This window comes from Lactiplantibacillus brownii, assembly GCF_031085375.1.
GTDB classification, from domain to species: domain Bacteria; phylum Bacillota; class Bacilli; order Lactobacillales; family Lactobacillaceae; genus Lactiplantibacillus; species Lactiplantibacillus brownii.
Genome location: NZ_JAVCWF010000001.1, coordinates 2,938,061 through 2,951,411, shown reverse-complemented (window position 1 = coordinate 2,951,411; position 13,351 = coordinate 2,938,061). Strand labels below are relative to the sequence as shown.

Below are 13,351 nucleotides of genomic sequence, written 5' to 3'. Positions count from 1 at the left end.
AGGTTTATGATGGTTTCGTTAGGTATTTATGAAAAGGCTTTACCAAAAGCCGATTCTTGGCTCGAACGGCTACAGTTGGTCCATCAATTAGGCTTTAACTTCATTGAATTATCTGTCGATGAAAGTGATGAACGTTTGGCGCGTTTGAACTGGACTAAGGAACAACGGACAGAGGTTCGGGATGCTAGTTGGAACACAGGTGTTAGAATACACACACTTATGCTAAGCGGTCATCGACGGTTTCCACTGGGATCAGCCGATGCTGAAGTGCGAAAGACGAGTTTAAAGATGTTGTATCAAGCAATAGATTTAGCGAGTGATTTGGGTATTCGGAATATTCAATTAGCTGGTTATGACGTTTATTATGAACCTAAAACAGTGACTACCAGAGAGTATTTCCTGGCGAATCTTAAATTAGGGGTCGAGTACGCAGCTGCCAAAGAAGTTACGCTTGCTATTGAGACGATGGATGACCCATTTATCAATTCACTTGAAAAAATCGGTGAGATTAAAACGCAGATTCATAGTCCATGGCTACAAGCTTACCCAGATGTTGGTAATTTGAGTGCATGGCCAAGTAATGATGTGGCTCGTGAGTTAGAAGTCGGTGTTGATAATATTGTTTCAGTACATTTGAAAGATACCCATCCCGTAACGGCTACGAGTAAGGGCCAATTTAGAGATGTGCCATTTGGTGATGGAACGGTTGATTTTGAAGGTTGTTTACGAACATTGAAGCGGCTTGACTACCATGGTGCTTTCACGATTGAGATGTGGACTGAAAAGTCAGCAAATCCAGTTCATGAGGTTAAAGTTGCCAAACAATATTTCAATAACTTGTTTGCTAAAGTCGGGCTGGAACAGGAGAAGGACGTATGCTTGAAAAATTAAAACAAGAAGTCTATGAAGCCAATATGCAATTGCCAAAATTGAAATTGGTAACGTTCACATGGGGCAATGTCAGTGGTATTGATCGTGAGAAGGGCTTATTTGTGATTAAACCTAGTGGTGTTGACTACGATAAATTGAAGCCAAGTGACATGGTAGTCGTGGATCTGGATGGCAAGATCGTTGAAGGCGAATTAAATCCTTCTAGTGATACGCCAACGCATGCAATTCTTTACCGCCAGTTTCCTGAGATTGGTGGGATCGTCCACACTCATTCACCGTGGGCGGTGTCATTTGCACAAGCCGGAATGGCTATTCCGGCCTGTGGGACGACTCATGCTGATACCTTTTATGGCCCAGTACCAGTCACACCACAACTTAGCAAGGAACAAATTGCAGATGATTATGAGGGCAATACCGGCCGAGTCATCGTGGATACTTTTAAGAAACATGAGTTGGATACGGATGCAGTGCCTGGTGTCTTAGTCCAGGATCATGGCCCGTTTACTTGGGGGGCAACACCAGATAAGGCAGTGTATAATGCTAAGGTATTGGAAGTTGTTGCCGAGATGGCCTACCATACGATGCAGCTTTCAGGTCATTTAAGTCCATCGGTACCACAATACTTGTTGGATAAACACTATTATCGGAAACATGGTAATAATGCTTATTATGGACAAAGTAATCCTAAATCTATGACCCATGAACATGTGTTATAACACTTTTAAACAATTGAAAAATAGTATGAACAGCATAAAGTTGTTCATACTATTTTTTTGCCCCTATGTGAATTGATGATCATGATCATTTCATTCTTAGTTGTTATAAATTAGTCATGGCCATCTGCTTATTAGTTAAAACCATTTTATTTTATAAGTTAAATAGCCTTATTTTGAGTGAATGCCATTTCATTTTAATCATACAGCACTGATGAGACAGCTTTTTGAAATGATAAGTCCATATTCAAGAAAAAGATTCCATGAAATGAAATTAATTTAATATCTTGGAATAGCATTCTAAATCCCGCCAACTTATTGCGGTCCATTATTGAGCATGTGATAATGAATTCATCAATTGATGAAAGCGCTTTATATGAAGCTACTAAAGGTTTGGAGGGTACTTTTATGACTCACGCAGCAGATGATCGCAAATTTTCAGTTTTAATTGCCGGTGGTGGGAGCACTTATACACCTGGGATTGTTCTAACATTATTGAACGGGCTTGATAAGTTTCCACTTCGTAAATTGAAATTTTATGATAATGACGGTGAACGCCAAAAGAAGATTGCGGATGCCGCTAGAATTTTAGTTAAAGAACGTGCACCAGAAATTGAATTTGAGGCAACAACCAATCCCGCCGAGGCATTTACCGATGTCGACTTTGTTATGGCACAAATTCGGGTTGGTAAGTATGCAATGCGGAGTTTGGACGAAAAAATTCCACTTAAACATGGTGTTGTTGGTCAAGAAACAACTGGCCCTGGTGGGATTGCTTATGGATTGCGGTCTATTCCTGGTGTGATTGAATTAGTAGACTATATGGAAAAGTATTCACCGAATGCTTGGATGCTTAACTATTCCAATCCGGCTGCAATTGTGGCGGAAGCTACTCGTCGTCTCCGTCCAAATTCAAAGATTATTAATATTTGTGATATGCCAATTGGCATTATGGATAGAATGGCCCAAATTGTTGGCTTGAAAGATCGTAATGATCTTGTATTTAGATATTATGGCCTAAATCATTTTGGTTGGTGGACTGACGTTCGTGATAAGACTGGTAAAGACCTCATGCCACAATTGAAGAAGCATGTTGCTAAGCATGGTTATTTGGTTGATGACGACTATGAAGAGGGTATTGAACCTAGCTGGGAAGAGACCTTCAAGATGGCTGCGGATGTTTATGCTTTAGATCCAACCACGTTGCCTAATACGTATTTGAAGTATTACATGTATCCAACTCAAGTAGTTAAGCATTCGGATCCTAATTACACTCGAACAGATGAAGTTGAAGATCACCGTCAAAAATTGGTCTTTGGTGAATGTGCACGCATCGTTGAAAATGGTACGGCGAAAGATACGGGCTTCAAACCAGATGATCACTCTACCTATATTGTAGATTTGTGTACTGCTATTGCATACGATACCAAGCAACGCATGTTAGCAATTATTCCTAACGAGGGTGCGATTTCAAACATTGATCCAACTGCAATGGTTGAAGTCCCTTGTCTCTTTGGTGCAAATGGTGCGGAGCGGTTAGCAATGGGTAAAGCAGCTACTTATCAAACTGGAATGATAACGGAACAAAATAGTGTCGAAAAGTTAGCTGTCGATGCGTTGTTAGAACATTCCTATACGAAATTGTGGCAGGCGTTTAGTTTGTGCAAGATTGTTCCGGATGCTGGTATCGCCAAAGACATCTTGGATGACATGATCGTTGCAAATAAGGACTACTGGCCAGAACTTAACTAATTTTGGCAAGTAGTGACTAAGAAAGACTATTGCAATGGTTTGTACTAGTCTTTCTTTTTAATTTTAAAAAAAGTGAGATGAATTTATCATGATGCAGAAGCTGCAAAAGTTTGGGGCTGCAATGTTTGTACCAGTTTTGCTATTCTCTTTTGCTGGGTTGATTGTTGCCTTTGGTTCTTTATTTACTAATGCTGCAATTTTTCCGAGTTTAGCAAAAAATACAACAACTTGGTATGGTATTTGGTACACCATTGAGGAAGGTGGTTGGACCATCTTCCGGCAAGTACCATTACTGTTTGTTGTCGGTTTACCAATTGGTTTAGCTAAAAAGTCGCAAGGCCGGGCTGCACTGGAATCATTAGTAACTTATTTAACTTTTAATTATTTCGTGGCTGCTATTTTAAGTATCTGGGGTCCAACCTTTGGTGTGAATCATTACGCACGCGAAATCTCTGCTAATTCTACTAATGGTGGGTTAACCATGATTGCTGGTATTAAAACTTTGGATACCAGCATTGTGGGTGCGTTGGTTGTCGCTGGGATTGTCGTCTGGTTACACAACAAATACTTTGATAAGAAGTTGCCTGATTGGCTAGGGACTTTCCAAGGATCATCGTATGTTGTTATCTTAGGTTTCGCTGCTATGTTTGTTTTGGCTTTTCTAACATGTTTAGTATGGCCAAAAATCCAATTGGGGATTGCAGCCTTACAAGGATTTATGAAGACTTCTGGTGTAATTGGGGTCTGGGTCTACTGTTTCTTACAACGGGTCCTGATTCCAACTGGGTTACATCACTTCATCTATATTCCGTTCCAATATGGACCAGCAGCGGTTGCTGGTGGTTTGGAACCGTACTGGTTACAACATTTATCACAATTTGCAACCAGTACTGCACCAATCAAATCATTAGCACCAGCAATGGGCTTTGAATTGTTTGGAAATGAAAAAGTCTTTGGTATTCCTGCAATTTGTTATGCTTTTTATGTCACCGCGAAAAAGAGTCGTAAGAAACAAACGGCTGCACTACTAATTCCTGCAGGATTAACATCAATCGCTGCTGGGATTACTGAACCAGTTGAATTTACGTTCTTATTCGCTGCTCCAGTACTTTGGGTCGTTCACTCATTATTGGCTGCTACCTTGGATGCAACGATGTTTGCTTTTGGGATTGTTGGTCAATTCGATGGTGGCTTAATTAACTTCTTAAGTATGAACTGGATTCCATTATGGGCTAACCATTGGCATACTTGGGTTCTTCAAATTGTCATCGGTTTAATTTTCTCAGTTATTTATTTCTTTGTGTTCAAGATTATGATTCAACATTTCAACTATGCAACGCCAGGGCGTGAAGCTGAAGGTGAAGATACTAAGTTGATCAATAAAAAGGAATACAAGGCTAAGACTGGTTCAGCCTCAAATCCATACATCGAACGAGCCCAAGCTTATCTTGAGGGTCTTGGCGGTGCAGGTAATATTGAAGACATGACTAGCTGTGCAACTCGTTTGCGAGTTACGATTAAAGATCCCGAAAGAGTTGCATCAGATAGTATGTTTAAAGCAAACAAGGCAGTTGGCGTGGTTCGTCATGGTAAAGCTATTCAGGTTATTGTTGGATTAGACGTGGCCCAAGTTCTCGAAAAAATGACGGATCTATCCAGTGGGCCGATTCAAACAGATGCTAGTGCTCAACCAGAAGTTAAAGAATTATCACCAATACAACAAAGTGCAACTTTAATTATGGATTCGTTAGGTACGGATCAAAACATTGAAAATGTTGAAGATATTGCTAGCGAATTGGTGGTAACGGTGGTTAATCCGGCTGAAGTTGATCAAGAATCTGTTTTCAAGGAATTAGGAGTGGATATTAATAGCGTTAAAGTTGATGGTAAGAAAGTTATTATCGATATGAAGGATCATGAAAAGTTTGTACAAGCAATATTGTCGTTGATTTAGTTTGAAATAATTAGTTGATGGGTAGAGGAGGTAAGCCAGATGATTGCAAAAAATGGTAAAATTTCGAGATTCTTTGACCGAGTTATCACTGGATTGCACTATAATTTGCGGAAAGCAGTAAATATTTATATTGCCGTCTTGATGATTGTCCCAGTAGCTTATTTTGCCTATGTTGCTCTGGCTTTGAATATGAATAATATGGGTCTAGAGGCCTATTTTAGGCAAAGTCCAATAACAACAGTGATGTTTATTGTCACTTTGATGGATTTAATTGTTGCGTATGTCCTTTACTTTAGAAAGCCTGAATTATTGACTAACCGCATGACGGTGATTGTGACTTTTAGTCTTTTAACGTTTTTGCAGTTAATGGTTGGCAATATCATTTCAGTCATTTTGGGTTTAATTGTTCTCTATCTATCGAAGAATATTATGCCATCTCGATCGACTGGTATTGATAAACAAACTTTAGCGGTTATTATTGGCAGTACACCATTTTACTTAATCTGTACGTGGCTGTTGTTTACAATTGGGGTGAAATAAGCAGTTGTGATAACCAAAACAGATTAGAACGGTCATTTTCTATAGTGTCAAATGCAGCCTAGCCAGCACGTAGTGTGATGACTAGGCTGTTCTTTGTAAGAGTAGCAGTGAATTAGTCAACTATACGAGGAGTGAGCAGGATGATTGATACAATGATTTTTGATTTTAATGGCACAATGTTTTTTGATGCTGGGTTCCAAAAAGTAGCTTGGAAGCAATTCTTGATGCAAAATTTCAAAGTTAAAATGACAGAATTTGAATTTCAAAAGCATATTGCAGGTCGAAATAATCGGGATACTTTTGAGTATTATTCGCGACACAAGATCACTGAAGCCGAGTTAGGAGCAATGACCGCTGAAAAGGAAAAGATTTATTGTGACCTATGTTTGTCGAAGCCAGCTGAATTTCATTTAGTCGCTGGCTTACCTATGTTTTTAGACCAATGCCAGAGACAGGGAATTAAGCTAAATATTGCAACAGCTTCGGAACGATCCAACGTAGAATTCTTTTTTAAGCATTTAAATCTAGCTCGCTGGTTTGATATTGACCAAGTATCCTTGAATGATTTTTCGTTGCCAGGAAAGCCAGCACCAGATATGTTTTTAAGAGCAATCACGAATGTTCAAGCGATTCGAACGACTTGTGCCATTTTTGAAGATTCAGTATCAGGAATACAAGCCGCAAACCGAGCTCAAGTTGGTGAAATTGTGTTAGTTGAAGATCCCAAGGCAAAAGTTGAGGCTATTCCAGATGGGTTACGCATTGATCAGAAGATTAGCGACTATTATCAGATTAGTGAAACGCTTACGGAACATAAGTAAATCTATTTCAGTATAAAAAACGCTTATTACGGGGGCTTTCGGGGTTGAACGTCTCTGAAATATATTTCATTTTATGAAACGTGGAATGCCTTTTGAAACCGTTTCCAAACTCTTTTCAAAGCATTGAAAGCGCTTAAATAGCGAGTAGTATGACAGTTGTAATCAAGTGAAACACAAATAGTTCTAGGAGGAATTACTCATGGATGATAGAAAGTTTTCCGTATTAATTGCCGGTGGTGGTAGTACTTATACCCCAGGAATTGTCTTAACTTTATTGGAACACATCAAAAAGTTTCCGTTGCGGAAATTAAAATTTTACGATAATGATGGCGAACGTCAAAAGAAAATTGCAGATGCTTGTCGGATTTTAGTCAAGGAACGTGCTCCTGAAGTTGAATTTGAATCTTCAACTAACCCAGAAGAAGCCTTTTCAGATGTTGATTTCGTTATGGCCCAGATCCGGGTTGGTAAATATGCGATGCGTAGTCAAGATGAAAAGATTCCATTGGCTCATGGCGTTGTTGGTCAAGAAACAACTGGCCCTGGTGGTATTGCTTACGGACTTCGTTCAATCCCTGGTGTAATCCAATTAGTAGATTATATGGAAAAATATTCTCCAAATGCTTGGATGTTGAATTATTCAAACCCAGCCGCAATCGTTGCTGAAGCAACTCGTCGTCTGCGTCCAAATTCAAAGATTATCAATATTTGTGATATGCCAATTGATATTATGGATCGAATGGCTGCAATTCTTAATTTGAAAGATCGTAACGAATTAGTCTTCCGTTACTATGGTTTGAACCACTTTGGGTGGTGGACTGATATTCGCGATAAGACTGGTAAAGATTTGATGCCTGCTTTGAAAGAATATGTTGCTAAGAATGGTTATTGGGTTGGCGGCGACTACGATAAGAATACTGAAGCTAGCTGGGAAGAAACCTTTAAGAAGGCTGCGGATGTTTATGCCTTGGATCCATCGACTTTACCAAACACCTATTTGAAATATTATCTCTATCCATCATGGGTTGTTAAGCATTCAGATCCTAAATATACCCGTACTGATGAAGTTGAAGCTTATCGTCAAAAGAATGTTTTCGGTGAATGTGCACGAATCGTTAAAAATAGTAGCGCAAAAGATACGAACTTTGTTTCAGACCAACATTCAACTTACATCGTTGATTTATGTACTGCCATTGCCTACGATACCAAGCAACGGATGTTAGCAATTATTCCTAACGAAGGGGCTATTTCAAATATTGATCCAACTGCCACGGTTGAAGTACCATGCTTGTTCGGTGCTACTGGTGCTGAACGTATCGCCATGGGCAAAGCTGCTACCTTCCAGAAAGGTATGATTACTGAACAAAACAGTGTTGAAAAATTAGCTGTTGATGCTTGGGAGCAACATTCATACGTTAAATTATGGGAAGCATTCAGTTTATGCAAGATTGTTCCTGATGCTGGTGTTGCCAAGGACATTCTTGATGACATGATTGTTGCCAACAAGGACTTCTGGCCAGAATTGAAGTAATTCGAAAAACAGAATAAGGACAACAATTGGAGAGCAAACTTAGATAGATGAATAAGGGTGCCCTCCTTTATTTTTAGCAATTATCAAAGTGAGATGAATGATTATGATGCAGAAGTTACAGCGTTTTGGTGCTGCAATGTTTACGCCAGTGTTGCTTTTTTCCTTTGCTGGTATTATGACGGCGATTTGTATTTTAATGACGAACCAAGAGATTTTTGGATCATTGGCGGCAACAACCACGACTTGGTATGCGGTATGGAGTACGTTAAAAGCTGGTGCGTTCACAGTTTTCGATATTATTCCGTTATTATTCGTAGTTGGGTTGCCTATTGGATTAGCTAAAAAATCTGGTGGTCGGGCAGCGATGGAAGCAGTTGTTATTTATGCTTCATGGAACTACATGATTAACTCAATGTTGACTTTTTGGGGCCCAGCTTTTGGGGTTAATAATTTTGTTAAGACCCAAATCGTAGCCAATTCAACAAATGGCGGTCTAACTGAAATTCTAGGTATTAAAACCTTGGATACTAGTATTGTCGGGGCTTTAATTGTTGCTGGAATTACGGTTTGGTTACACAATAAATATTTTGACAAGAAATTACCTGATTGGTTGGGAACCTTCCAAGGATCCGCTTATATTGTCATTCTTGGATATATTGCCATGATTCCTTTGGCATTGATAACCTGCATGGTTTGGCCGAAGATTCAATTAGGAATCGCAGCACTACAAGGGTTTATGAAAACATCTGGTGTCATTGGGGTTTGGGTCTATTGTTTCTTGGAACGGGTGCTTATCCCAACTGGTTTGCATCATTTTATCTACATTCCATTTATGTATGGGCCAGCAGCAGTTGCCGGCGGGTTACAACCATGGTGGTTTGCACACTTATCAGCGTTTGCTGCTTCAACTAAGCCTTTAAAGGTCTTAGCACCACAAATGGGATTTGCAATGTACGGGAATGAAAAAGTCTTTGGGATTCTCGGAATTTGTTTGGCATTTTATGCCACTGCGCGTCCTTCTAAGAAAAAAGCAACTGCTGCTTTATTGATTCCAGCTGGTTTAACTGCATTGATGGCCGGAATTACAGAACCAGTAGAATTTACATTCTTGTTTGCAGCACCTGTTCTTTGGGGTGTGCATGCTTTGCTTGCGGCCACTATGGACGCAATGATGTATGCCTTTGGGATTGTTGGTGAATTCAGTTTAGGTTTAATTGGGTTTGCTTCTGAGAACTGGATTCCATTGTGGCAAAACCATTGGAACAGTTATGTCTTACAAATCATTATTGGCTTAATCTTTAGTGGCATTTACTTTATCGTTTTCAAGTTTTTAATTGAAAAATTTAATTATGCTACTCCTGGTAGAGAAGCTGATACTGAAACAGCGACACTAATGACTAAAAAGGAATATAAGAGTCGTAAAGCAGATGGCCAAACTATTACAGGTAGCACAAAAACTGATGATCCGTATATTGAAAGGGCGACCGCTTACTTAGATGCTTTAGGTGGCAGCACTAACGTTGCAGAAATTACGAGTTGTGCAACACGACTACGGATTACCGTTAACGATGAAAACAAAGTTGCAAATGATGCAACTTTTAAAGCAAATAAAGCGGTTGGCGTTGTTCGCCATGGTAAAGCATTACAAATCATTGTTGGTTTGGACGTGCCACAAGTATTAGAGTCGATCCAAGGATTAATGTCCGGTAATGATGAAAATAATACTTCTCCAAGTATCCCAGTGCAGCCAGTAGATCCAATGAGTCAAAACGCTGCCTTGTTAATGGATTCAATGGGAACAAATGAAAATATTGTTAGTGTTGAGGCATTGAGCGACGGTCTTAAAACTCAAGTTAAAGATTCGACAACGGTCGATTCAGAAGCAATCTTTAAGAGTTTAAATATTGGTGTTCAGCAGGTTCAATGTCAGGATAATCAGGTTATTATCAAGATTGAAAACGGTAATGAAATCGCGGCGGCGATTAAACGGCAATTAAAATAATGATCCAATGTGCGTGCTACAATCTAAAAGGTTTTAGTAAACACAAAAGTTACTAAACTAACAAACAAATTGGATTGAGGGATGCGATTTGAATTTAGAAGCTCTGGAAAACGAACACTTTAGTGAGTTAAATGAAACGGATAAAGAAATTATTCAGTTTATTAACCGAAATCGAGCGATGGTTAGAGAGGCAAGTTTAGCAGATGTTGCAACGAAGTCATTGTTTTCTAAGTCGTCCATATTTAGAGCTTGTCAAAAATTAGGATTAACTGGTTTTAGTCAGCTTAAATATTTATTACAAGAAGAAGCGAAACAGGTTCAAGACGTTAATATTGATTTTGTTTCGCAAACCGTCAAGTCAGTATTATGGATGTCTAATCAGTTTAAGAGTACCAAGCTAGATGATATTTATGAAACGTTGAATCAAGCAAAAACGATTTTTATTTATTCAACTGGGTGGGAGCAGCAAATTGTTGCACAGCAGTTACAACGAAATTTGTATCTGGCAGGCAAAATGGCTTTTAGTTTTCCTGGCGCAGTGGATGAAATGGGATTGAGCCGAACACATATTGATGCTAATGACGCTTTGATTGTTATTTCTTATACGGGAATGAATGAAGTTGTCTTGAAGATGGTCCAAAACTTTAATTTACAAGGTGTGCAAACTGTTGCATTTACTTCATTTAGACAAAATAAGTTGTCACAAATAGCAAAATATAATCTCTACTATGATACGGTTTCGAAAAATGTTAATTATGAGAATCGTAAAGAACAGTTCTTTTCGGATCTGCACGTTTTAATAGATTTGTTTAGTATGGGACTGATTAATTATATTGGTAATACGGACAAGACACTGGAGAATTAGAAGGAGTGGTTGATTGTGAATGGTACTTTAAATAAAAAGATTTCAAATTGGATTGCAGTTGGTTTCAAGGTTGCGCATTTGAACCTAGTACGATCGTACCAAGCATTTATTGCAATTTTAGGGATCATTCCAATCGCTTACCTATTGTATATCCTAATGAATGCTAACCAGAAAAGTCAGACAGTAGTGGTAGCACTTACGGCTAGTCCATACGCCACAGTAATGCTAATAGTTGCTTTACTAGATGTGGTTTGTGCATATACCCTATGGAATTTTCGGCAAGTGATGTTACAGCATCGACGGGTCTTTAAATGCACAATGATCTTGCTAACGGTTGCGCAATTGTTATTAGGTAATGTAATACTATTTGTAGTTGGTTTAGCTTGTTTATTCTTTTCAAATCAAGTTCCAGATCAAAAATTTGCTAAGTTTAGTCAAGTCAAGGTTATGTTATATCTAACAAGTGTCGCTTATCTGTTCTGTCTCGTGATAATTATTAGATTAATAATTCATTAACGCTTGTTCTAAAAAATAGTTAATGATTCAGGAGGATGTCTAGGATGGGAAAAAGAAATAGTTTCTCACAACAGGCGGTTGATTACTTGAAAGATTTGGGTGGCAGCTCAAATATTGATGAGATTGTTAATTGTGCCTCACGAATTCGGGTCTCTGTGAATGACACTAGTGCAGTGGCCACTAATCAGCAATTTATTGCAGATGGCGCAATGACCGTTGTTCGACACGGAAAAGCGATTCAAGTGATAGTCGGCTTAGACGTCCCCCAAATACTTAGCGTAATGCGGCAACTAATATCAGGGTTGGATATTTATGATGCTGAACTTGATGAATATGGTCTTACGCCAGTTGGCGAAAAAGCTACGATGCTTTACGAGTGTTTTGGCTTAGATGGCAATATTCAGCAAATTACAGTAACCAACGATCAAGTAATGGTACAAGTAAAAGATGTGTCATGGGTTGATCCGTTTGATATTATGTTGCAGCTAGGCATTGGGGTTACGTCCGTAAAGACTGTCGGGAATCGAATATTTGTAGAAATCGCGGATGCGACTGATATTGCTAGGCAAATGTTAATGATGAATATGTATAAAACGAAAGAACTTATGCATCATGACAGTAATTAAACGTATCATTCATATAGAATTACCGGCTAACAGCGTTTACCATGTCTGTGATAGCAAGCATAAGTTACAGATTGTTATGAAGTGTGATGATCTTAACATTTATGCGCCGATATCTGGCCACATCTCTGCGTATTCACGTTCTGAGCGTACAATTAGAATTGTAGCGGATAATTCAAAAACTAGTTTATTAATGCAATTACCAGCAGTTTCTGATGATCTTGTAACATTTTATATTAATCAAGGTGAGCGCGTCACGCAAGGATTGAAATTGGCAGATTTGAAAACGCTATCAAGTACGCTATCGATTACAACGATTGATTTAGATGAAAATTGCCATTACGAAATTTGTAAACGGCAGTCACTAACCTGAATGGAGGATTTATAATGTTTAAATTATTTAAGAAAAGTAAAGTAGAAGCAGTGGTTGCACCAGCTACCGGTCAACTAATTAAAATTGAATCAGTTTCAGACGACGTGTTTTCACAAAAAATGATGGGTGATGGGTTTGCTGTTGAACCAGCTCATAATGATATTGTTTCTCCAGTTGCAGGCACAGTGTCGACCGTCTTTCCGACAAAACATGCAATTGGCATTACGACCAGTGAGGGCTTAGAAGTGTTAGTCCATATGGGTCTAGATACAGTTGAACTGAATGGTGAGCCCTTTGAGATGTTAGTCAAGGCGGGCGACAAAGTTGAGACGAATACACCATTAGCGACAATGGATCTTGATAAAGTTAAGGCTGGTGGTAAAGGAACGACTATCGTGATTGTTTATACGAATATGGACAAGATTGATGCTATACCAGCTGTTGAGCCACAATATGTGGATCATGGTGATGCTGTGGGAACATTAACCTACCAAAAGGGTTAGTTATAATTCAAATAATGATGCGAAAGGCCGGATAATTATTATCCGGTTTTTTTAGGCAAGTGAGGTTGTAACGATGGTTTTAACGGATTCGATGAGTATGATTTAGGGTGGTTGTTTAGTATTATAAAATTTATACATCGATGTAGCTGATAATTCTGTAGCTGGCATGCTAAAATTGATTAATAGGATAACTGAAGATTATCTATGCAAGTCAATTTAGCCTATTAAATTAATTATTTGAAATGCCCAATGATATTTGGGTATCTT

General features: G+C 38.8%; 13 protein-coding genes. All 13 read left to right on the top strand.

Annotated features, from left to right (window positions below; genetic code table 11):
• The first annotated feature begins 9 nt into the window (after window positions 1–9).
• The 13 genes from RA086_RS13770 to RA086_RS13710 all read left to right on the top strand — a co-directional run bounded on the left by RA086_RS13770 (window position 10) and on the right by RA086_RS13710 (window position 13,084).
• A complete protein-coding gene (locus RA086_RS13770) occupies window positions 10–891 on the top strand; it encodes an L-ribulose-5-phosphate 3-epimerase (protein ID WP_308704492.1) in 882 nt (293 codons plus the stop codon).
• Window positions 876–1,607, top strand: a complete 732-nt coding sequence (locus RA086_RS13765; RefSeq protein WP_308704341.1) for an L-ribulose-5-phosphate 4-epimerase — start codon at window positions 876–878, stop codon at window positions 1,605–1,607. Before RA086_RS13770 ends, RA086_RS13765 begins: the two co-directional genes overlap by 16 nt.
• 405 nt (window positions 1,608–2,012) lie before the next feature.
• Window positions 2,013–3,356: a 6-phospho-alpha-glucosidase gene (locus RA086_RS13760; RefSeq protein ID WP_308704340.1), complete on the top strand. Its 1,344-nt coding sequence runs from the start codon at window positions 2,013–2,015 to the stop codon at window positions 3,354–3,356.
• Between the two features lie 88 nt (window positions 3,357–3,444).
• Entirely contained in the window at window positions 3,445–5,310 is a 1,866-nt protein-coding gene (locus RA086_RS13755) for an alpha-glucoside-specific PTS transporter subunit IIBC (RefSeq protein WP_308704339.1), read from the top strand.
• 39 nt (window positions 5,311–5,349) lie between these two features.
• Window positions 5,350–5,850 (top strand): hypothetical protein, encoded by a 501-nt coding sequence (locus RA086_RS13750; protein ID WP_308704338.1) that lies wholly within the window; start codon window positions 5,350–5,352, stop codon window positions 5,848–5,850.
• A 140-nt stretch (window positions 5,851–5,990) separates the two neighbouring features.
• The gene (locus tag RA086_RS13745) at window positions 5,991–6,671 is read left to right on the top strand and encodes an HAD family hydrolase (protein WP_308704337.1); all 681 of its coding nucleotides are present in this window, start codon (window positions 5,991–5,993) and stop codon (window positions 6,669–6,671) included.
• A gap of 199 nt (window positions 6,672–6,870) precedes the next feature.
• A complete protein-coding gene (locus tag RA086_RS13740; protein WP_308704336.1) occupies window positions 6,871–8,202 on the top strand; it encodes a 6-phospho-alpha-glucosidase in 1,332 nt (443 codons plus the stop codon).
• 103 nt (window positions 8,203–8,305) lie between these two features.
• Window positions 8,306–10,204, top strand: coding sequence for an alpha-glucoside-specific PTS transporter subunit IIBC (locus tag RA086_RS13735; RefSeq protein WP_308704335.1), 1,899 nt, complete (start codon window positions 8,306–8,308; stop codon window positions 10,202–10,204).
• An 88-nt stretch (window positions 10,205–10,292) separates the two neighbouring features.
• Complete coding sequence (locus RA086_RS13730; protein ID WP_308704334.1) at window positions 10,293–11,069, top strand: MurR/RpiR family transcriptional regulator; 777 nt, start codon at window positions 10,293–10,295, stop codon at window positions 11,067–11,069.
• A gap of 15 nt (window positions 11,070–11,084) precedes the next feature.
• Window positions 11,085–11,585: a hypothetical protein gene (locus RA086_RS13725; protein ID WP_308704333.1), complete on the top strand. Its 501-nt coding sequence runs from the start codon at window positions 11,085–11,087 to the stop codon at window positions 11,583–11,585.
• A 44-nt stretch (window positions 11,586–11,629) separates the two neighbouring features.
• Window positions 11,630–12,211 (top strand): PTS transporter subunit EIIB, encoded by a 582-nt coding sequence (locus RA086_RS13720; protein ID WP_308704332.1) that lies wholly within the window; start codon window positions 11,630–11,632, stop codon window positions 12,209–12,211.
• Window positions 12,198–12,581, top strand: a complete 384-nt coding sequence (locus tag RA086_RS13715; protein ID WP_308704331.1) for a hypothetical protein — start codon at window positions 12,198–12,200, stop codon at window positions 12,579–12,581. Before RA086_RS13720 ends, RA086_RS13715 begins: the two co-directional genes overlap by 14 nt.
• Before the next feature lie 14 nt (window positions 12,582–12,595).
• Window positions 12,596–13,084, top strand: coding sequence for a PTS sugar transporter subunit IIA (locus RA086_RS13710; RefSeq protein WP_308704330.1), 489 nt, complete (start codon window positions 12,596–12,598; stop codon window positions 13,082–13,084).
• Window positions 13,085–13,351 lie beyond the last annotated feature (267 nt).